At 68.7% G+C, this 19,755-nt stretch carries 20 protein-coding genes, 1 tRNA gene and 2 pseudogenes; 15 read left to right on the top strand and 8 right to left on the bottom strand.

From position 1 onward, the window contains the following. Window positions 1-84: 84 nt before the first annotated feature. Window positions 85-354: pseudogene (locus JS278_RS16640) on the top strand (septal ring lytic transglycosylase RlpA family protein); the annotation flags it as partial. A gap of 93 nt (window positions 355-447) precedes the next feature. Here JS278_RS16640 and JS278_RS16300 read toward each other — a convergent pair. Then, a complete protein-coding gene (locus JS278_RS16300) occupies window positions 448-1,734 on the bottom strand; it encodes a hypothetical protein (protein WP_245935172.1) in 1,287 nt (428 codons plus the stop codon). A gap of 349 nt (window positions 1,735-2,083) precedes the next feature. Between JS278_RS16300 and JS278_RS02210 the strand changes: the two genes are divergently transcribed. Next, window positions 2,084-2,893: an AzlC family ABC transporter permease gene (locus JS278_RS02210; RefSeq protein WP_181833802.1), complete on the top strand. Its 810-nt coding sequence runs from the start codon at window positions 2,084-2,086 to the stop codon at window positions 2,891-2,893. Further along, window positions 2,890-3,195: an AzlD domain-containing protein gene (locus tag JS278_RS02205; RefSeq protein ID WP_220150021.1), complete on the top strand. Its 306-nt coding sequence runs from the start codon at window positions 2,890-2,892 to the stop codon at window positions 3,193-3,195. Before JS278_RS02210 ends, JS278_RS02205 begins: the two co-directional genes overlap by 4 nt. A 73-nt stretch (window positions 3,196-3,268) precedes the next feature. On the opposite strand, the gene JS278_RS02200 is transcribed toward JS278_RS02205, so the two are convergent. Beyond that, window positions 3,269-4,444 carry a MalY/PatB family protein gene (locus JS278_RS02200; protein ID WP_114043763.1) on the bottom strand — a complete coding sequence of 392 codons (1,176 nt, stop codon included), beginning with the start codon at window positions 4,442-4,444 and terminating at the stop codon, window positions 3,269-3,271. A 133-nt stretch (window positions 4,445-4,577) separates the two neighbouring features. On the opposite strand from JS278_RS02200, the gene JS278_RS02195 reads away from it, so the two are divergent. From JS278_RS02195 to JS278_RS02185, 3 genes are all read left to right on the top strand, one after another. Next, window positions 4,578-5,684: a hypothetical protein gene (locus JS278_RS02195; RefSeq protein WP_147243127.1), complete on the top strand. Its 1,107-nt coding sequence runs from the start codon at window positions 4,578-4,580 to the stop codon at window positions 5,682-5,684. 176 nt (window positions 5,685-5,860) lie between these two features. Next, window positions 5,861-6,154, top strand: a complete 294-nt coding sequence (locus JS278_RS02190) for a type II toxin-antitoxin system VapB family antitoxin (RefSeq protein ID WP_114043761.1) — start codon at window positions 5,861-5,863, stop codon at window positions 6,152-6,154. Between the two features lie 12 nt (window positions 6,155-6,166). Next, window positions 6,167-6,718 carry a LytR C-terminal domain-containing protein gene (locus JS278_RS02185; RefSeq protein WP_114043760.1) on the top strand — a complete coding sequence of 184 codons (552 nt, stop codon included), beginning with the start codon at window positions 6,167-6,169 and terminating at the stop codon, window positions 6,716-6,718. 67 nt (window positions 6,719-6,785) lie between these two features. On the opposite strand, the gene JS278_RS02180 is transcribed toward JS278_RS02185, so the two are convergent. Then, entirely contained in the window at window positions 6,786-8,294 is a 1,509-nt protein-coding gene (locus JS278_RS02180) for a potassium/proton antiporter (protein WP_114043759.1), read from the bottom strand. A 213-nt stretch (window positions 8,295-8,507) separates the two neighbouring features. Here JS278_RS02180 and JS278_RS16735 point away from each other — a divergent pair. The 7 genes and pseudogenes from JS278_RS16735 to JS278_RS02145 form a co-directional block, all read left to right on the top strand. Then, a pseudogene (locus JS278_RS16735) lies at window positions 8,508-9,230 on the top strand (ABC transporter ATP-binding protein); the annotation flags it as partial. 386 nt (window positions 9,231-9,616) lie between these two features. Then, entirely contained in the window at window positions 9,617-10,258 is a 642-nt protein-coding gene (locus JS278_RS02170) for an ABC transporter permease (RefSeq protein WP_114043757.1), read from the top strand. Further along, entirely contained in the window at window positions 10,234-10,944 is a 711-nt protein-coding gene (locus JS278_RS02165; RefSeq protein WP_245935171.1) for an ABC transporter permease, read from the top strand. The genes JS278_RS02170 and JS278_RS02165 overlap by 25 nt, the downstream gene beginning before the upstream one ends. A 112-nt stretch (window positions 10,945-11,056) precedes the next feature. Continuing rightward, window positions 11,057-11,986 (top strand): ABC transporter substrate-binding protein, encoded by a 930-nt coding sequence (locus tag JS278_RS02160; RefSeq protein ID WP_114043755.1) that lies wholly within the window; start codon window positions 11,057-11,059, stop codon window positions 11,984-11,986. 148 nt (window positions 11,987-12,134) lie between these two features. Beyond that, the gene (locus JS278_RS02155) at window positions 12,135-12,536 is read left to right on the top strand and encodes a serine hydrolase domain-containing protein (RefSeq protein WP_114043754.1); all 402 of its coding nucleotides are present in this window, start codon (window positions 12,135-12,137) and stop codon (window positions 12,534-12,536) included. After that, window positions 12,520-12,795 (top strand): hypothetical protein, encoded by a 276-nt coding sequence (locus tag JS278_RS02150; RefSeq protein WP_114043753.1) that lies wholly within the window; start codon window positions 12,520-12,522, stop codon window positions 12,793-12,795. Before JS278_RS02155 ends, JS278_RS02150 begins: the two co-directional genes overlap by 17 nt. A gap of 278 nt (window positions 12,796-13,073) precedes the next feature. After that, window positions 13,074-14,066 (top strand): HNH endonuclease, encoded by a 993-nt coding sequence (locus JS278_RS02145; RefSeq protein ID WP_220150020.1) that lies wholly within the window; start codon window positions 13,074-13,076, stop codon window positions 14,064-14,066. Between the two features lie 146 nt (window positions 14,067-14,212). Here the strand turns inward: JS278_RS02145 and JS278_RS02140 are convergent, their stop codons facing one another. From JS278_RS02140 to JS278_RS02120, 5 genes are all read right to left on the bottom strand, one after another. Continuing rightward, window positions 14,213-14,698 carry a hypothetical protein gene (locus tag JS278_RS02140; RefSeq protein WP_147243126.1) on the bottom strand — a complete coding sequence of 162 codons (486 nt, stop codon included), beginning with the start codon at window positions 14,696-14,698 and terminating at the stop codon, window positions 14,213-14,215. Between the two features lie 191 nt (window positions 14,699-14,889). Beyond that, window positions 14,890-14,977, bottom strand: a tRNA-Ser gene (locus tag JS278_RS02135). A 126-nt stretch (window positions 14,978-15,103) separates the two neighbouring features. Beyond that, the gene (locus JS278_RS02130) at window positions 15,104-16,528 is read right to left on the bottom strand and encodes a lipopolysaccharide biosynthesis protein (RefSeq protein ID WP_425451458.1); all 1,425 of its coding nucleotides are present in this window, start codon (window positions 16,526-16,528) and stop codon (window positions 15,104-15,106) included. Window positions 16,529-16,698: 170 nt separating this feature from the next. Further along, window positions 16,699-17,142 carry a tRNA adenosine(34) deaminase TadA gene (gene tadA, locus JS278_RS02125; protein ID WP_114046064.1) on the bottom strand — a complete coding sequence of 148 codons (444 nt, stop codon included), beginning with the start codon at window positions 17,140-17,142 and terminating at the stop codon, window positions 16,699-16,701. Window positions 17,143-17,231: 89 nt separating this feature from the next. Further along, window positions 17,232-18,011, bottom strand: coding sequence for a tRNA adenosine deaminase-associated protein (locus JS278_RS02120; protein WP_114043751.1), 780 nt, complete (start codon window positions 18,009-18,011; stop codon window positions 17,232-17,234). Window positions 18,012-18,231: 220 nt separating this feature from the next. Here JS278_RS02120 and upp point away from each other — a divergent pair, with 220 nt between their 5' ends. After that, the gene (gene upp, locus JS278_RS02115) at window positions 18,232-18,858 is read left to right on the top strand and encodes a uracil phosphoribosyltransferase (RefSeq protein ID WP_114046063.1); all 627 of its coding nucleotides are present in this window, start codon (window positions 18,232-18,234) and stop codon (window positions 18,856-18,858) included. Beyond that, window positions 18,855-19,709: an HTD2 family dehydratase gene (locus tag JS278_RS02110; RefSeq protein WP_114043750.1), complete on the top strand. Its 855-nt coding sequence runs from the start codon at window positions 18,855-18,857 to the stop codon at window positions 19,707-19,709. The genes upp and JS278_RS02110 overlap by 4 nt, the downstream gene beginning before the upstream one ends. The last annotated feature ends 46 nt before the right edge of the window (window positions 19,710-19,755 follow it).

Genomic DNA, 19,755 nt, shown 5'->3' with positions numbered 1-19,755 from the left:
CAGACCCGCTACGTCAAGATCGCCTCGACCGGAGTGAACCCCCTCAAGACCGCCGCGAAGCCCGCGGCCTCCAAGACCGCCACCTGCAAGGCCTCCTACTACGGCGAGGGCAGCCGGACCGCCAATGGCGAGCGGTTCAACCCCTCGGCCATGACCGCGGCCCACAAGACCTACAAGTTCGGCACCAAGCTCAAGGTGACCAACCGGGCCAACGGCAGGTCCGTCGTGGTCCGGATCAATGACCGCGGTCCCTACGTGAGCGGACGCTGCCTCGATCTCTCCACCGGCGCATTCAAGAAGATCGCCAGCACCAGCGCCGGGGTCGCCACGGTGAACTACCAGGTGGTCCGCTGAATCATCAGTACCCGATCAGACCGGTCTGATCGGGTCGAGTGATGGCACGGTAGGCACCCGCAACGCGGCGGGTCGCCCACCGTCGCGCCCGGATCAGGCCTCCGGTCTATGCGACTCTTCTTCGGGATCGGGGCCCTCCCCGACAACGACGTCGTCGGAGGCGACGTCGGCTCCCTCCTCGCTGCCGAACCACCAGCTGGCGGGATCGTGAAGATCCTTGTCCGTAGCGGAATCCGGGGCCTCGACGGCCTCCAGCTCATGGACTCCCCCATCGGCATCCACCCAGCAGACCACGTCGCGTCGCACCGGGATCTGGACCGTCACCATCTCGGTCACGACGTACTTGCGCAGCGTCGCCCCGGCGGGAAGCCCTGGGAGCGTCGACACCGGGCCTGCCACGGCCCCATCCGCGTCCTGAACCTGCTCGCCGTGCTGCGCCCCATCCTCCCCGGGATCCTCCTCGGCGAACTCAGAGGCCTCGTCCGCAGCGTCCTCGCCGGCCGCTTCGGCCTCGATCTCATTCTCGCGGGCGGCCTCAGGGGACTCTCCGTCGGCGCGATCGGTGGCCAGTGCCGCCTCGTCGACGCCGGTGGCGGCCTCCAGGCCCGGATCGGTATCCGCGTCGAGCTCGGCGTCGGGATCCCCGGTCGCGACGGCATCATCGCTCCGGTCGGTCGCCGCGGCCGCTCCTTCCGCCGCGCCGGCCGTCACCAGGCCGGCAGCAGTCGCGACTCCTGGGAAGCTTCCGCCGGCGATGACGGCGCTCTCCTCGGCCGCGGTCTCATCCGAGGAGACCTCGTCCGGTTCGGGGACGGCGGGATCCTGCTGCTCGTCGATCTCGGCGACCGACCTGAAATCAGTCGCCGGGTCCTCGGCCTCCTCGGTCGGCTCGAACTGGGGCTCGTCCTCGCTCTGGACGGTTGCCGCGGTGGCATCGTCAGGCACCACCTCATGGTCGAAGTCGCCCTGGTCGACCTGATCGACGTCCTGATCCACCGAGGTGTCGGCCACGTCGTCGCCCCAGTCATCGGCAGGCCGGGACTCCACCTCGCTCGACCGGCGCGGGGCGCGGATGCCGTAGTAGCGGTAGACCTCCGCCTCCCGCTCCGGGGAGAGATCCTCACCGCCACGGGCGGAGGGGGCGGCCTCGACGACGTCCTTGCTGAAGGGCACCTCGATCCGGCCCCCGTCGTAGTCCGCGCCGCTGACCGGCAGGAAGCTCTCGGTGCCCGCATCCTTGACTGTCACGAAAGTCGGGGCGCCGGTGACATCATCGGCGAAGATCTGCTCGACGTTACCGATCGCCTCATCTCCCGGGCCGACCACCTCGGCGTCGAACAGCTGCTGGATGCTCTGGGGATCCATGGCGCTGATGTCCATTCGAGCTTCCTCTCGTCAGGGGTCGGAGCGCCGGCCGCTGGCCGCACTCCGCACCGTACGTGTCAATACCGTTGCACGTTCACCGGGCCTGAGTCGAGCGACCGCGCCGCCCCTCCCGGGCTTGTCCGGTCACGCCATCGTAGTCAGCGGGCCGTACCCGCAACACCCACCCGGAACCTGTCGTGGCAACCGTCCAGGACACCGCGACAGGGCGTCCAGCACCCGGACCCCGGCCGCGACCGGCCGTTCAGGTGGCACTGTGGGCAGGTTCCAGAATCAGTCCCGAACCGTCCCGGCTCGGGCCCATGCGGGCCGCGCAGGCCCGCGAACGCGCAGGAGGTCGCCAACAGTGTCCGAAGCCACGCCCGGGACCGTTCGGGGGTGGAGCGACGACCTCCGCTGGGCGCTCCACGCCTCCGGGCCGGTGGCGATGGGATATGTGCCTCTCGGGATGGCTCTGGGGGCGCTCGTGGTGAACCTGGGACTGCACTGGTGGCTGGCCCCGGTGATGGCGACCGTGGTCTATGCGGGATCGATGGAGTTCCTGCTGGCGGGCCTCCTCGTCTCGGCTCCGGGTCTGGCGTCAGTGGCGCTGGCCACTCTGGCGGTGAACTTCCGGCACATCTTCTACCCGCTGGCCTATCCCACCCGGCTGCTGCGCCGCCCGTGGCAGAAGGTGCTCGGCGCCTGGCAGCTCACCGACGAGATGTATGCGCTGCTGGCCGGCGGAATGACGCCGCAGAGTTCCCGCCAGGTGCTGACGCTGTCGAGCGTCACCCAGTTCTGGTGGGTGTCGGGAACCGTGCTGGGCACCGCGATCGGCAGCCTCGTGCCGGCCGCGTTCAAAGGGCTGGACTTCGCGATGACGGGCCTGTTCATCGCTCTTGCGCTCAACTTCTTCCTGTCCTCCCGGACCTGGCGGGTGGCGGGCTACGCAGCGGTCGGGATCGGCGCGTCGCTGCTGCTGCCCGGCCCGTTCCTGGCGTGGTCGCTGTCGGTCTTCACGCTGTGCTGCCTGGCCGAGGTGCGGGTGGCGGACCGCCGGGGGCGCGGCGCAGGAGGCCGGACTGCAGCTGATCAGGGCACCGGTAGCGGGGGCGCCGGGCCCTCCGGGAGCGCCACGGCGGGCCAGGACACGACCGGGGAGGAGCCGAGGTGAACACCTTCCTGATGATCCTGGTGGCGGCGGCCATCACCTTCGGGCTGCGATTCGTGCCGATGCTGGGGATCGACCGGATGAAGGGCCACGAGTCGGTGGAGCGGCTCTCGGCGCTGATGCCCGGCGGGATCATGATCATCCTGGTGGCCTACACGCTGGTGGATCCGAACCGCGAGGGTCCGCTGTGGACCTGGCTGGTCGCCATCGCCGTCACGGTGGCCGTCCACCTGTGGCGCCGCAGCCCACTGATCACCATGCTCACCGGCATCGGCGCCTACGCCCTGCTGGCCGCCCTGGCCTGAGGGCTGGCCTACTGCAAAGATCTGCTGTGAAAGCGGTTTTGCAGTACCCATGTCCCCAGTCGTCAGACCTGTCTCATCGCTTGTTGATCGCGTCCGCCATCCGTCCGACGGCCTCCACCAGCAGATACCGCGGGGTGGCCAGGTTGATCCGGGCGTGCCCCTCCCCGCCGGGCCCGAAGGTCGGTCCGTCGTTCAGGCGGATGCGGGCGTTCCTCAGCAGCCAGGTGCCTGCATTGGCGGGCAGGCCGCAGTCGCGGAAGTCGATCCAGCCGAGGTAGGTGGCCTCGGGCACCGTGAAATGGGCCCGGGGCAGTTCGCGCGCGAGTTCGTCGTGCAGCCACACGGCATTGGCGTGGATGTACTCGTTGGCCTCGTCGAGCCAGGGCTGGCCCGATGTGAAGGCCGCTAGGTTCGCGGCCATGCCGACCGTGCTGGCCCCCTCGGTCTCGAGCTCGTGGACCTCCTTCTTCCACAACCTCTGGTTCTCGTCGGTGAAGAGGGTGCCCACGGCCGTCAGAAGGCCTGCCAGGTTCCACGACTTGGATGCCGACATGAGGTTGATCGAGTGGGCTGCAGCGGCATCAGACACCGAGGCGTAGGGCACGGTGCGTCCCTGGGCGGGGCCTCCGGCAGGGACCAGCGGCCCGTGGATCTCGTCGGCCACCACGAAGGCGCCGTACTCCTCGGCGACCTCCGCCAGGCCGCGCAGCTCGGTCTCGTTGAAGACCCGGCCGAGCGGGTTGTACGGATTGCACAGGATGATCGACCGGGCGCCCTGCGCGAAGGCCTTCCCGATCCCGTCAAGATCCAGGGTGGACCGCCCGTCGGCCCCGGTGACCATGGGGACGGCAACGATCCTGCGGCCGACCAGCCCTGGCACGTCCCAGAACGGCATGTACGCCGGAGTGGGCAGCACCACCGGCGATCCCGCCGGTGAGAAGGTGCGCAGCGCCAGCCGCACCCCGGTCAGCACGTCGGGGAGGATGGTGACCTTCGAGGGGTCGACGTCCAGCCCTTGATGATTCTTCGCCCACTCCGCCCAGGCCTCCTTGAGGCCGTTGTCGCGGGGGTATCCGTAGGCCTGCTTGGTGACGATGTCCTGGATCGCGGCCTGCACCGGAGGTGCCACGGGGAAGTCCATCTCGGCCACCCACAGCGGGATGACTCCGTCGGCCACGTCGTGCCACCGGGCGGTGCCACGCGCCTTGAGCCATTCGGTGGTGGGCGAGTCGAAGTCGAACTGGGTCATCGTCTTCCTTCCTGATGGGGCGGACACCCCTGGGAACCGGCTGCACGGACAGGGCCCAACGCTACGCCGGGCGCCCCGCCTGCCCCGACCCGTTTCAGCCTTGTCCTGTGCGGCCACCGCGTAGCGTGGCGCCATGAACACCGTGGACCTCCTGATCGGCCCGCGCGGGCGCCGACTGTGCCTGGAATGGGTCAGGCGCCTGTCCGCCGAGCAGGCTCGGGGCCACGACGCGCTCGGTGAGGCGCTCGTGATCACGGGCAACGCGATGGACCCCCAGGGCACCTCCTGGATCTTCGCCGTCAAGGAATCCGCCGATGACCCGGAACCCGAGCTGCCCTCGCCCAGCTCTGCCGGGGAGATCGCGGACCTGATCTCCGGCATCCGGCTGCGATCTCCGACCGAGCGTGAGATTCTCCAGCTCCTGTCCGGAACGACGGGCTCGGCCGTGTACTGGCAGCCGCTGTGGGGAGAAGACAGGCTCGCGGCCGCCGATCCGATCCGTCGGGCGCTGGAACCGGCCGCGAAGGCCATCGCCGGTAGCCCGGCCGCCGCATGGTGGGACTGCCCGAACGATCGTGTCACGCAGTGGACAACGGCCGAGATCCTGCCGGACGAACCCCTCCCCGCCCTGGGCACCGACAACTCCGGTGCGCTCCTGTCGGCCGGTCGGCAGGAGTCCATCGAGGAGGAGCAGCGGTTCCGCACCGAGTACGACGGCGAGGACGTCAGCGGCGTGTGGACGTCCACCCCTGCCTACCGGCTGACCAGCTCGACCCGATACCTGCCCGACGCCGGACCGGCCGGAATGTGGTTCAAGGAGGATGCCTTCGGCGCCGACCGGACCCTCACGGCGCCTTTGCTCGCCCCGACCGGCCCCCGCGTCCTGGAGATCGACGGCCCCGACGACTGGGCCGGTCTGTGCGCCGCATTCCCCCTCGACGTCACCGCCTCCCGCCGGTATGTGTGGGGCGAGGCCACGGGGCGCACCGGGGGCTGGCTGATGCCGGACTGGGTGGCGGTCGCCGACTCGGGCATCGACGCCGTCCACCTCACCGTGGCCGGCTACCTCACCACCGCCGGCCGGGCACTGCCGGTGACCGCCACGCACTCGACCGTTCTGGCGGGCTGGGACCCCGACGCCACCTTCTGGCTGGTCGACGTCGCCGCCGGCGATCCTGTCGTCTGGGAGATGGATCGGGAGTCGGAGGATCTGACCTACCACCGGGTCACGATGGAGTGATCGCTCCCGACACGCCGTCCCGGTGCTCGCCGGAGACGAGACACGGCGTGTTGGGAGATGACGCCGCGGCCGTCCGCGGGGGTGCGGATGGGGCCCGGCGTCTCCCGCGGACACGATCCCGACGTGCCGGGACGCCGGGTTCTTGGCGCGCACGGGTGAACCGGTAGGATCAGCACGTGATCTTCAAACGCGTCGGCGACTCGCGCCCGTACCCCGACCACGGGTACGTGCAGAAGCAGTGGTCCGGGATCCCGCCAGTGCAGGTGAGGCTCGATCAGCTCGTCACCACCAAGAGCACCCTCGATCTCGGAAACCTCCTCGAGGATGACTCCACCTTCTACGGGGATCTCTTCGCCCATGTCGTGGCCTGGCGCGGCGAGCTCTATCTGGAGGACGGCCTGCACCGCGCCCTGCGCGCGGCTCTGCAGCAGCGCCAGACCGTCCACGCCAGGGTCCTAGAGCTCCACTGATCCAGGAACACCATGACCCAGAGCGCCCGCCACTACCTGAAACTCGTCGCGACACCCATCACGATGATCCTCCTTCTGGCGATCATCGTGATGGGCTTCTGGTACGGGTGGAAATCGCTCACCGCGCCCTTCGGCCCCAAGGCCGTCCCGTGCGTCAACACCGACGTCGGCAAGGCCCTCACCTCGAAATCCGTCCAGCTCGATGTGGTCAACGGCGGCCACACCCGGGGTCTGGCGGGCGATGTCGCCAAGGCGCTCACGGGCAAGGGATTCACGGTGACCGATACCGGCAACACCGATGAGCGGGTCAAGCAGACGGTGATCGTCGGCGTCGCCAAGGACTCTCCCGAGGTGAAGCTGGTGGCGGCCTTCTTCCCCAGGTCGACGGTGCGCGCGGACGCCACCAGGGTGGACCACTCCGTCACCGTCATGGTCGGGGAGAACTACCGCGGGTTCAACACCAAGGCCCCCACCTCGCTGGCGGTCAGCGGCCCGGTCTGCCTGCCCTCCCCCTCGCCGACGCCGACCCCCTCGGGCAGCGGCTCGGCCACTCCCGCCTCCTGATCCGCTCCGGCCAGGGCCCGATCCTCGGCCGCGGGCCGGACCCACGACACCGGCCGGCTCACGGCCGTCATTCCTCGGTGGTCACCCTCAGCCCGTTCCAGCGGGCCAGACGGCCCGCCCTCCCGATCTCGGTGAGCCTCTCCTCCACCTGATGGCGCTCGACCTCAGGGGTCACCAGCAGCAGCTCGTCCCCGCGCACCAGCGACGTCGAGGCGTGCGGCACGAAGGACTCGTCGGAACGGATGATGAGCGAGATGAAAGCGTTGCGGGGCAGTCGGAGCTCGCGCACCGTCACTCCGACGAGGTGGGAATCGGCCGGCACGTGGACCTGCAGCAGCACCGCGTCGATCTCGTCGAGGGGGGCCACCTCGATATCGACGTCGGCGGCGGAGTCCGGATCGACGAGGCCCAGCAGCCGCCCGGCCGCCGACAGCGTCGGCCCCTGGATGCAGGTGAACACGACCACGAAGACCAGGACGATGTCGAAGAGCTTGCCGGCCTCCGGGATCCTGGCGGCCAGCGGGATGGTGGCCAGAATGATCGGCACCGCCCCGCGCAGCCCCGCCCAGGAGACGAAGGCCTGGTGGCGCCACGGCAGCCTGAACCAGGTGGCGCACACGGCCACCGACAGCGGCCGGGCGACGAAGGTCAGGAAGAGCCCCGCCAGAACCCCTTCGAGGACCTCTGTCCAGGTGAGGCGCTCCAGATCGGCCAGCAGGCCGAGCATCACGAACAGGCCGATCTGGGCCATCCACCCGACACCCTCGGCGAAGGATCTGGTGGCGTTGCGGTACGGCAGCCGACCGTTGCCGATCACCACCGATGCGACGTAGACCGAGGCGAATCCTGAGACGCCGGCCCACACCCCGATACCGTAGGCCAGGACTGCCCAGGACAGCGCCGCCAGCGCGTAGAGGCCCGACGAGGGCAGGGAGACGCGACGGGTGATCCGCACCGCCGCCCATCCCATCGCCACGCCCAGGACGATGCCGCCGGCCAGTTCGATGACGATGCTTCCGACCAGGCCGGGGATGCCGCCGTGGGGCTGATGGCCTGCCGCCAGGCCGGTCATGGCGATCACGACGAGCACCGTGGGGGCGTCGTTGAGGCCGGACTCGGCCTCCAGGATCGAGCGCAGCCGTGTGGGGATGGAGACCCCCCGCAGTACCGAGAAGACCGCTGCGGAATCCGTCGGCGCGGTGACGGCGCCCAGCAGCACCGCCACCGTCCAGGGCAACTGGAGTACGAAGTGGCCGAAGACCGCCATCAGGGCGATCGAGGCGCCGATGCCTACCGTGGCGAGGAGGCCCGCCACACTCAGGGCCGGCTTGATGGACGACCACTTCGTCGACAGTCCGCCCTCGGCCAGGATGAGGACAAGGGCCGCGAAACCCAGCCCGTGGGCCATTCCGGCGTCAGAGAACTGGATGCCGAAACCCACCGGTCCCAGCACCATGCCGACCAGGAGGAAGAGCAGCAGGGCCGGAAGGCCCAGCCTCGACGAGACCCGTGCGGCGAAGACGGCCAGGAGCGCGACGGCGGCCCCGACCAGCAGGTCAAGGTCGAAGAGGGGCACGGACCCATTCTGCCAAAGTCCCCTAACAGGTGGTTCAGAGGCCGGTACGCGGACGCGGACCCGAACCGCAGCGCGAGGCCCGCGACGCTGACTCGATCCACGGAGGTGCCGCCGCTACGAAGGTTGCAAGGGGGTCGCCCCCCTTCCTGGGTGAGCCGTGCAAGAGTGTGGACTGGTGGCGTACCCCGATGCCGCTCCCGCAGGAGGTTGCCGATGATCCGTTTCACCGAGGTGGTGAAGGTCTATGCCGACGGCACCCGTGCGGTCGACGGCCTCTCCCTGGACGCCCCGACCGGCCGGATCACCGTGCTGGTGGGGCCCTCCGGCTGCGGGAAGACGACGTCATTGAGGATGATCAACCGGATGATCGAACCGAGCTCGGGATCGATCGCCATCGACGGGACGGACGTCTCCGCCCTGAACCCCGATGAGTTGCGGCGCGGGATCGGCTACGTCATCCAGAGCGGCGGGCTGTTCCCCCACCGCACCGTCGTCGACAACATCGCCACCGTCCCGCGGCTCCTGGGGAGCAGCCGGCGTCAGGCCCGCGCGGACGCCATGGAGCTGCTGGAACGGATGGGCCTGGACGCCGGTCTGGCAGGGCGCTACCCCGCCCAGTTGTCGGGCGGCCAGCAGCAGCGCGTCGGGGTGGCGCGGGCTCTGGCGGCCGATCCGCCGGTGATGCTGATGGACGAGCCCTTCAGCGCCGTCGACCCGCAGGTCCGCGCGCAGCTGCAGAACGAGTTCCTGCGGCTGCAGGCCGAGCTGGGCAAGACCATCGTCCTGGTCACCCACGACATCGACGAGGCGATCCGGCTGGGAGACGAGGTCGCGGTGCTGCGACCCGGTGGCACTCTGGCCCAGCTCGACACCCCCGACCATCTGCTGGCCGATCCGGCCGACGACTTCGTGGCCGACTTCCTGGGGCGCGATCGCGGATACCAGCGGCTCGGATTCGCCCCCGCCCCCGAGCTCCCGCTGGCCCACGAGCCGACCGTCGTCCTCGGCGCCGGGGCCGAGGAGGCACAGCGGGTCGCGGCCGACCAGGATCAGTCCTGGCTGCTGGTCGTCGACGAGCAGGGGGCGCCGCTGGGCTGGATCCGCCCGGAATCCCTCCACGGCCGGGTGGAGCGCACAGACCTGCACCGGGGCGGCACCGTGGCGCGCGCGGACGGGTCCCTGCGGGCCGCTCTGGACGCCGCCCTGTCCTCGCCTGCCCGGCGCGGGGTCCTCGTCGACGAGGACGGCGCACTGCTCGGCACGGTCCTCGCCAGGGATGTGCTTGCCGCGATCGATCCCGAGCAGGGCGGGGGACCGGCCTCATGAGCTGGTTCCTGTCCCACACCGACCAGATCTGGGGCCTGCTCGGCCACCACGCCGGGCTGGCCGCGCTCCCCCTGCTCATCGGCGTCGTGGCGGCCCTGCCGCTCGGATGGCTGGCACGGCGTCATCGCGCCCTCTACACCCCCATGGTCGCCGGGGCCGGACTGCTGTTCACCATCCCCAGCCTCGCCCTGTTCATCCTGATGCCGCTGATCCTGGGCACCGGGATCCTCGACCCCGCCAATGTCGTGGTGGCACTGAGCCTCTACACGCTGGCGCTCATGGTGCGCACCGTCGCCGACGCGCTGGGGTCGGTGCCTCCCGGCGTCAGCAGCGCCGCGCTGGCGATGGGCATCGGTCCGCTGCGGCGCTTCCTCACCGTCGAACTGCCACTGGCCACCCCCGCCATCGCGGCCGGGATGCGGGTGGCCGCGGTGAGCAATGTGTCGATCGTCTCAGTGGCGGCGCTCATCGGCGTACCTCAGCTCGGATCCCTGTTCACCGATGGGTTCAACCGCAGCTTCGTCACAGAGATCGCCGTCGGGCTGGTCGCCTGCATCGCCCTCGCCCTGGCCTTCGATGCCGTCATCGTGGCGGCGACGCGGCTGGCGACGCCGTGGACACACCGGAGGACGTCATGAACCTGCTGTGGGAATGGCTCGCCGATCCGGTCAACTGGGCCGGACCCGACGGCGTCTGGGCGCGGGTCGCGGAGCACCTGGTCTACTCGGGGATCGCCCTGCTCATCGCGGCTGCGATCGGCGTCCCGCTGGGCCTGTGGATCGGCCACACCGGCCGGGGCCGCGTGGTGACCGTCAATCTGGTCAACGGGATGCGGGCCGTGCCCACCCTGGGCCTGCTCTTCGCCGCCGTCCTGGTGATCGGTCCCCGTCTGCACGGCGACTCCGCGTTCCAGGTGCCGGCTGTCCTGGTGCTGGTCATCCTGGCCGCCCCGCCGATCCTGGCCGGCACCTATTCGGGGATCGACGCCGTGCCGGCCGACGCACGGGACGCCGCCCGCGGCATGGGGATGACCCCCGGCCAGGTGCTGGCCCGAGTGGAGGTGCCCTGCGCCCTTCCCCTGATCTTCAGCGGCGTGCGCTCTGCCGCCCTTCAGGTGATCGCCACCGCCATACTGGCCGCCTACGTCGGGCTGGGCGGGCTGGGATACTTCCTCCAGCTCGGACTGGGCTCTCGCGACTACGGGATGATGGCCGGTGGCGCGGTACTGGTGGCCCTGCTCGCGCTGGCTGTCGATCTGCTGCTGGCATGGGCTCAACGCCTGACCCTGTCCCCCGGCCTGAGAACTCACGACCAGGCCGGGTGAGAGATCACGGTCGTCGGGATGAGGATCGGCCCCGGGACCGTTACCGCTGAGGGAGCGTCTCCGATGAGGCACCGATACCGACGAGCAACACCCGACCCGGGAGGTCGATCACATGTCAACCCGCACATCTCGAAGAATCCTGGCCGCAGCACTGGCACTCATCAGTACCGTGGCGATCGCCGGCTGCGGATCCTCGTCGGATCCCCTCGCAGGGGACTCGGCCTCGAGCTCTGCCGCTGCGGACAGCATCGTCGTCGGCTCGGCGAACTTCCCCGAGAATGAGCTGCTCGCCGACATCTATGCCGGGGCGCTCACCCACCAGGGCATGAAGGCGTCCACGAAGCTCGACATCGCCTCCCGGGAGACCTATATTCCGGCGCTGAAGAAGGGCGAGATCAATCTCATCCCCGAGTACACCGGCAACCTGGCACGGTACTTCGACAAGTCGGCGTCCATCAGTGACCCGAAGACCGCCGAGGCGTCACTCAGGAAGGCCCTGCCCACAGGTCTGACAGCGCTCGCCCCTGCCCCGGCGCAGAACAAGGACTCGATGGTCGTCACCAGAGCGACCGCGCAGCAGAAGAAGCTGAAGTCCATCTCCGACCTGTCGTCGAGCGCCTCCGGCATGGTGCTGGGGGCTCCGCCCGAGTTCAAGACCCGGGTGGACGGCGTCACGGGTCTCAAGCGGGAGTACGGCCTCACCTTCAAGCAGTTCAAGCCCCTCGATGAGGCCGGGCCCCTCACCGTTCAGGCGCTCAAGAACGGCCAGGTGCAGGTGGCCAATCTGTTCTCCACCGACCCGAATATCGCGGCGAACGATTTCGTCGTCCTCAATGACCCCAAGAATCTCTTCGGTGCCCAGAACATCGTCCCGGTGATGACGGCCTCGAAGGCCTCGCCGAAGGCCACGAAGGCCCTCGACGCCGTCTCGGCGAAGCTCACCACCCCAGTCGTGCAGAAGCTGGTGGAGAAGGTGGTGATCGACAAGCAGGATGCCTCGACGGTCGCCCAGGACTGGCTGAAGGCCAACGGGCTGGGCTGAGGCAGCCCGGTGGTCGGCCGGGAGCCTGCTCCCGCGCCGCCGTTTCCGCCATATGTCGCGATACAAACAATTGCGTAACCACCCCGGCGGGCCATCGCAGGCCGCCGTGGCGGGGTGATCGATCAGTGCGCCCACCTGAGCCGCCGCGGTGTACGACCGCTCAGGAGTGATCGCCTTCGCCTCGGCCGCCTCCGGTGACTTCGACGCCCCGTCGACCGACGTCGTCACCGTCAAGATGCTGCTGAGCAACTGCTCGGGGCTGCCGGAGGACAACGGCTGGTCGGATCACAATCTCGACCTTCCCCGCGCCGAGTTCATCACCCTGCTGCGCAAGGGGTTCCAGTTCACCGAACCTCCCGGGCAGACCTACCAGTACTCGAATGTGGCCTTCACGGTGGCCTCGATGATCCTGGAGATCGTCTCCGGGGAGCGCTACGAGACCTTCCTGAATCGCGAGATCCTCGAGCCGCTGGGGCTGGACTCCACCCGCTACACGGATTCACACGCCGATCCCGTCGATCGGGGGAAGGTGGGTGTCGCCGCGCGATGACGCCTCGGGCTACGGGCTGGGGCTGTTCATCGAGCACGATTCGCGATTCGGGCCGATCGCCCAGCATTCGGGCGGGCTTCCCGGCTTCTCGGCGAATATGCGCTGGCATCTGGACTCGGGGCTCGGAGTGGTGGCCTACGCCACCTCGGAGGGCCGGCCGATCGCCTCGCACGCCGCCGATCTGCTGGACGCCGAGCTCCAAGGGGTGCCGCCGGGCCGCGACCTGGTAGTGCGGCATCACCTGCCCGTGCTGCCCTGAGGCACTGGCCTGAGGCACTGGCCTGAGGCACCGGGGGCGCCCGCCCGTTCGGGAAGGAGCGAGCGCTCGCGCGAGCGTGGAGAGGTTGTCCCTTCCGTTGGAAAGACTGTCAGTGGCCACTGTCACCATCTGAACGTGACACCCTTCAGGTCCGTCAGCGCGCCAACGGCAGCGTCTGCCGCAGCGCGAACCGATGGTCCTGATTCCGAGGTGCCTCGTCGAGCGGACCACCACGCCGAACACGACAGTGGTCCCCTCCTGTCTGAAAGGTGACACTCGTGCAGTTCGTCCTCGGTCTCCTCGCCATAGCGGTGATGCTGTGGCTCGCGGTGACCTTCTGGTACATCGCCGTCGCAATCCTGGCGATCTGGATCACGGTCAGGGTGGTGCGCCACGTCCGGATGAAGCGGTACTTCGCCGGTGAGGTGTTCCAGACCCACCTCAAGGAGCTGTCCTCGGTCGTCACCGAGCACAACGAGATCGCCGCCTATGCTGCTGAGATCCGCGCCGGCGGACAGTTCGGGCTGGGCACTTCCGGGACGGGGTCCCAGTCGGATCTGGCCATATTCGAGAACACCAGCCGACACGGGTACCGCAGGGATCGCAATGTCGCCCATTACCAGGCCGTCAACGTCCACAACTGCTCCCTCCAGGTGGTCCGCAATGCATCCGCCGACCCGCTGAAATACCTCATCAAGTACTTCAGGGTCGAGGCGACCGATGAGGGGCTCACGCAGGTGGAGAAGCTGGGCGAGACCATGTCACGGCTCGGGAATGCCGTCGACAACCTCAAGACGAGGGAGGCCGACATCACCGGGGAGTTCAATCCGCCGAAGTTCATCCTCAAGCACTACTCGAAGCAGTTCACCGAGCGGGTCGGCGTCCAGCTGTCGCCGATCACAGTGCCGCACCCCGAATACGTCTTCGAGTACGTCAGCGCCGGCGGCAACAGTTCACAGCGGACCACTGTGAAGCTCGACACCCGGACGATCGACCGTCTCATCGAGGAGTTGTCGGGGCGGATCCGCCGTCGTCGGAGCGCCGCCGGGCAGCGCGCCCTCATGACCGCCCGGTTCCGCGAGGAGATCAAGAGGCGTGACGCCTACACCTGTCAGTACTGCGCGGTCTCACTCGACGACGAGCCGCACCTGCTGCTGGAGGTGGACCACATCGTGCCGGTGTCCAGGGGAGGTATGTCCACCGAGGAGAACCTGCAGACGCTGTGCTGGCGCTGCAACCGCACGAAGTCGAACAAGATGGTCGGGGCCTGAGGGCCCGGTGCCGTGCATCGGCCGCCGGCGGGACCGTCAGCGGCCGGTGCTGCCCTGGTGAATGGTGGCGGGTTGTCAGATCCGTCGCCCGGTGGGCTCGCCGGACCGGACCGCGACTGATCGGCTCACACCATGTGGTTATCGGCTCACACCACGTCATTCCGGTCGTAGTCATCGGCGGCGAGTCGACGCATCTGGTACCGCTCGTCCCACCGCAGATAGCCGAACCCCACCACCGCCACCACGAGGCCGGTCCCGATGGCGTACCAGGGCTGCCAGTCGGCGTCCGGCCGGACAATGACCAGGCCGAACACCACTGCCCACATCGGTATGAAGCGCAGGAACCCGCTGCCGATCGATCTCTGATCCAGAACACGCCCATGGCGGCCCCCGAGGTGCCTGCTCGCCACGCCCATCATGACGCAGCCCACCGCCACGACGACCAGCCCGGCGAGGCGAAGACCCGGCTGGTCGGACGTGGCGATCCCGACCCCGGCCCCGATGATCAGGGTGAAGAGCCCGTCGACCCAGACCGGGCGGCTCGCCGGCTCAGCTGTCTCCCGAGGCAGCTGCCCGGTCCGATTGAGAGTGGTCCGGGCCTCGTCCGGGCCCGGTCGCTGAGAATCAGGCATCCGTGTCTCCGGGAGCTCGCCGGCATGTCCGAACCGTCGCATCGTCGCCATGGAGACCCCCATCTGCGCGCCGGGTACGTGCCGGATCCACACCGATCCGGTTCGTGAACACCCTAGTGGAGCGTGGCGCCAGAACGTGCGAAATCCCCGCTGACTGGGGCTGTTATGCCTGGTCAACGGGGATTTCAGAGTGGCGGTGACGGAGGGATTTGAACCCTCGGTAGCTCTCGCTACACCCGCTTTCGAGGCGGGCACTTTCGGCCGCTCAGACACGTCACCGCTACATAAGGTACCGAACCGGGCGGTTCGCGGCAAAATCCATCCCCCCGGGGCCCGCGCCGCAGACCCGACCTCGCGTAGAGCCACCGCCCTGGGGGTGCAGGGGTCGGCCTCCGCCCCGACAACTCAGTCCTCGTCCTCCTTGGCCACGATCCCAGCCTCCTCGGCGGCGATGAGGTCCGCACTCTTGTCCCGGTACTTGTTGTCGAAACGCTTGGCGGTGATGAGGGCCAGGATGATGTAGATCGCCAGCAGCAGCGCCATCACCAGCGACATCCCGTAGATCGTCGCCTCGATCGACGCGTTGACCAGACTCAGGTAGCCCAGCGGGACGACGGCGTAGACGATCGCGAAGGCCAGCGCGATGCCGTTGTTGCGGGTGACGATGAACATGTTCGAGACAGGCGAGGTGATGAAGTTCACGAACAGCCACGGCACCAGGGCCACCGCGATCGGCGCCGACTGCGCGAACTTGTCGCCCAGCAGCACCGGCAGCACCGGTGGGATGAGGAAGTACAGCAGGGCGAAGGGCACGATGCCGATCAGGAAGGATCGGATCACCGACTGCTTGACGGCCTTGAACATGTGGCCGGCGTCGGTCACCGAGAGCTTCTGGAAGAACACCTGGGACAGGGCCTGGTTGATGACGGTCGACGGGATCTGCATGAGCACCCAGGCGATGTTGAACTTGCCGTAGGTCGCCGGGCTGAACTTGAACAGGATCATCATGTTGACGCCCTGCTGGCGGACGGCGTCGACGATCGCGTTGGGGGCGGTGAGCAGCGGCAGCTTGCGGTACTTGCGCATGAGGAGCCGGAACGGTATCCGGTTCTCCTCCATGCTGCGGATGTCGGGACCGAGCCGGGTGCGGAAGTTGTTGAGGGCGGCCACCTCGCCCAGGAAGGTCGCGATCAGCTGGCCCAGCGCCCCGAAGCCCACCAGGCAGGAGGCGATCCGTCCGGCCACGGTGACGGACTGGTTCCACACCGCATTGGTGCCGATGACGCCGAACTGCTTGCGCCGGTTGGCCCAGTAGTTGACGACGTAGACCTCGCCGTAGGTGAAGATGATCGGGCCGACACCGAGCATCCACCATCGGGCCTCGGGATGGTCCAGCGCATTCGCCAGCACCCCGCCCAGCGGGATCATCACGAGCATCGACAGGATCGAGATGACGGCGTTGATCATGGTGGCCATCCGGAAGATCCGCTTGGCCTCGCCGTCCTCGCGGGGCAGCACGATCGCCATGTCGTAGCGCAGGGCGGCCACCGGGATGATGAACTGAGCGGCCGACATGACCGCGCCGTAGAGGCCCCATTCGGTGGGATCGATGTGGTGGGTCACATAGAGCGTGCCCAGCGCGGCGACCAGCTGCGCCAAGCCGGTGCCCGACATCACCTTCATGACGGAGGTGAGGAACTCATGCCGCGCCAGGAAGGAATGCAGCCTCGGGAACCGGGGCGGCTTTCCAGATGCCGGGCCCGGATCTGCCTGGGTCGACGCCTTCGATTCGGGCACCGACGACTCCTCGGCGTCAGTCACTTCTGACACAGACCCTCCTGACAGGACCGTTCACCGGTCTGGGACAACGCATCGAAGGCCTCGCGACGCCGTGAGCCGGGCTCATCGCCGTCTCCCTCCCCGCTGTGGCCACCGCCCCACGGTATAGGACGCCCCTGGCGAACCGGTACAGGGATCCACGACCAGGAGATGTTCCGGGGTCACCGTCTCGCGGCGAAGAAATCCGTGAGCTGGGCCGATGCCTCCTGCGCCATCACGCCGGAATGCACCTCGACGCGATGGTTGAGCCGCGGGTCGCGCACGACGTCCCACAGCGAGGCCACCGCCCCGGCCTTCGGATCGAAGGCGCCGAAGACCAGCCGGCCGATCCGCGACGCGACGATCGCCCCGGCGCACATGGTGCAGGGCTCCAGAGTGACGACCAGGGTGCAGCCCTCCAGCCGCCATCCGTCGGATTCACCCTGCAGCGCCGCGGCCGCCCGCCGGATCGCCAGAACCTCGGCGTGAGCGGTCGGATCCCCGGTCCGCTCGCGCTCGTTGGCCGCCTCCGCCAGCACCGAACCGTCCGGGGCCAGGAGCACTGCGCCGACAGGCACGTCGCCTCGCGCGGCCGTCTCGTCGCCCAGCTCAAGAGCTCGGGACATGGCGACGAGCCAGGCCGACATGGGTCCGCCCGCACGCACCGTGCCGCTCCGCTCGTCGCGCTCGGCCATGCCGACGGCAGTTCCGGCGATCAGCGGATGGACGCCGAGGAAGCCCGGTCGAACTGGGGCCCGAAGTTGATCCTGCGGGCGATCCGCCCGAGCACCTCGTCGGAGTCCTCGTCCAGATCGGCGAAGGCCTCCATGTCGAACTCGCTGATACCGGCGTCCGAGAGCAGGTCGAAATCGCCGATCGCCTCGGAATCGTCATCGGCATCGGGGATGTCCTCGCCGAGGTAGTCGGCGACGTCGCGAGCGACCGGCCAGTCGTTGCCCTGGACGGCGTCGGACAGGAAGACCTGCACATTGCGTCCGCGCACCCGCACGATGACGTAGAACTGGTGGTCGATCGAGATCATGCCCACCGCACCGGCGTCACCGGGGATCCGGCGCAGCTGAGTGATGAACTCGTCCAGATCATTGGCCAGCCCGCTGTCCAGCGGTACGGCGATCCGTTCCCCGTCGTCGTGGTACAGGGCCACGACAAGGTCTATCTCGTCGCTTCCGGCGTCCTCGAGATCGTCGAGATCGTCGTCGTCCTCCTCATCGTCATCATCCTCGTCGTCGTCATCGTCGTCGTCATCGTCGTCGGAGTCCTCACCGTCGTCGTAGTCGGTGTCGTCGTCGAGATCCTCGTAGTCCGTGTCGGCATCGAGCTGCTCGGTGTCGTCGAGGTCATCAGTGTCGTCGAGAGCCTCAGTATCGCCATCGACCCGCTCGGCGTCGTCGTTCCCGCGATCCTCACCGAACCGATCCACATCATCGTCATTGAACGGGCACACAACGACCTCCTCGAGCCGGACGATTCCCATCGTGTCAGAGAACCTATCGGGATCACAGTCCCGGGGAGTCGAATTCTCGGGAAACACACCTGTGAGGGGCCGTTCCGGGGCCCCGAAGACTTCCGGGGCAGCGAGACGCGACCGGCCGGCGGCACTGCCATGTCACGCTGCGCGACGATCATCGACCGGCACCCGGATCGCGCACGGGGCAGGAGGATGTGGGATCGTTGGGGGCGTGGAACTGCACGTCATGGATCACCCGCTCGTTTCCCACAAGCTCACCCTGCTGCGCTCGACGGCCACCCCGAGCCCGGAGTTCCGGCGCCTGGCCGACGAACTCGTCACCCTGCTGGCTTACGAAGCCACCCGTGACGTGCGCGTCGAGCCGACGACTGTCCAGACCCCGATCTCCGAGGCCCCCGGCGTCACGCTGTCGCGGCCCAAGCCGATGGTGGTGCCGATCCTGCGCGCCGGTCTCGGCATGCTCGAGGGCATGCTGCGGCTGATGCCCAGCGCCGAGGTCGGTTTCGTCGGCATGGCCCGCGACGAGCAGACCCTCCAGCCGATGACCTACGCGGAGCGGCTGCCCCACGACCTCACCGGACGCCAGTGCTACGTGCTCGATCCGATGCTGGCCACCGGCGGTTCGCTGGGCGGGGCCGTCGAATTCCTGGTCCGCCGCGGCGCGGACCACATCACGTGCCTGTGCCTGCTGGCCGCCCCCGAGGGGGTCGAGAAGTTCCGCAAGCTGGTCGCCGATCTCGGCGTGCCCTGCCACCTGGTGGTCGCAGCCATCGACGATCATCTCGACGAGCACGGCTACATCGTCCCCGGTCTGGGAGACGCGGGCGACCGCCTCTACGGCCTGGCGGAGTGAGCCGACGCTCGGCAGCCCTTCGCACCGAGGATCTGGAGCCACTGGCGACCTTCCTCGGCGGTGATCCCCCGGCCGCCGGAGTCACCCGGCCGGTCGGCGTCCCGAACAGCACCTCCGGCAGCACCGTCCCGCCCTGCTGGCAGTGGTGCCTCCTCCTCGATCCCGTCGACCCCGCCCGGCTCGATGACGACGGCTGTCCGGTCGGCGGCCCGATCACCCCGAATCCCGGCATGACAAGGATGTTCGCCGGTGGCCGGGTGGTCACGAAAGCCCCGCTGGAACTCGACGTCCCGACGACGCGCACCACCCGGACGTCCAGCACCGCCGACAAGCAGGGCCGGCGTGGGCCGTTGCGCTTCGTGACCCTGGAGTCGGTGTGGACCCAGCGCGGCGAGACCCGGCTGATCGACGAGCAGGACTACGTCTTCACCCGGAACGCGCCGTCGTCGGAGGGCGGTGCCGATCGGCATCCGGGCGCCTCCCACGTCGCCCTCAGGGAGTCTCAGGGGCCGGCCCGCGATCCGCTGGCGCCGGGACAGATCCGCGTCACGGAACCGATGCTGGTCGCCTTCTCGGGATTGACCGCGAATCCCTACCGGATCCACTGGGACAAGGCCTTCTGCGCCCGCGCCGGTCACGACGGACTGGTGATCCACGGTCCCCTCCAGGCCCTGTGGCTGGCCGGAGAGTTCGCCCGCCGGGGTCGCAGCTTCACGGGCCGTACCTTCTCCTACCGGTTCACCGCCACGGCCACGGCACCGGGAGTGATGACCCTCGGCGAGGGCGACGACGGCGCTCTGGCGGTCCGACGACCCGACGGGATCGTCACAGCCACCGCCACGCTGGACTAGCCGCGACGCCCGAACGGCCATCGGGGCGGCGTCGACGGATGCCGCG

The organism is Acidipropionibacterium virtanenii (genome assembly GCF_003325455.1).
GTDB lineage: Bacteria > Actinomycetota > Actinomycetes > Propionibacteriales > Propionibacteriaceae > Acidipropionibacterium > Acidipropionibacterium virtanenii.
This window is presented reverse-complemented; position numbering and strand designations above follow the sequence as displayed.

Coding starts and splice junctions, on each gene's coding strand:
- JS278_RS02200 (WP_114043763.1), bottom strand. CDS start 4,444: ATGACCCAGTTCGACTTCGACTCGCCCACCACCGAATGGCTCAAGGCG.
- JS278_RS16300 (WP_245935172.1), bottom strand. CDS start 1,734: ATGGACATCAGCGCCATGGATCCCCAGAGCATCCAGCAGCTGTTCGAC.
- JS278_RS02160 (WP_114043755.1), top strand. CDS start 11,057: ATGTCAACCCGCACATCTCGAAGAATCCTGGCCGCAGCACTGGCACTC.
- JS278_RS02185 (WP_114043760.1), top strand. CDS start 6,167: ATGACCCAGAGCGCCCGCCACTACCTGAAACTCGTCGCGACACCCATC.
- tadA (WP_114046064.1), bottom strand. CDS start 17,142: ATGTCCCGAGCTCTTGAGCTGGGCGACGAGACGGCCGCGCGAGGCGAC.
- JS278_RS02140 (WP_147243126.1), bottom strand. CDS start 14,698: ATGCCTGATTCTCAGCGACCGGGCCCGGACGAGGCCCGGACCACTCTC.
- upp (WP_114046063.1), top strand. CDS start 18,232: ATGGATCACCCGCTCGTTTCCCACAAGCTCACCCTGCTGCGCTCGACG.
- JS278_RS02195 (WP_147243127.1), top strand. CDS start 4,578: ATGAACACCGTGGACCTCCTGATCGGCCCGCGCGGGCGCCGACTGTGC.
- JS278_RS02120 (WP_114043751.1), bottom strand. CDS start 18,011: ATGGGAATCGTCCGGCTCGAGGAGGTCGTTGTGTGCCCGTTCAATGAC.
- JS278_RS02170 (WP_114043757.1), top strand. CDS start 9,617: ATGAGCTGGTTCCTGTCCCACACCGACCAGATCTGGGGCCTGCTCGGC.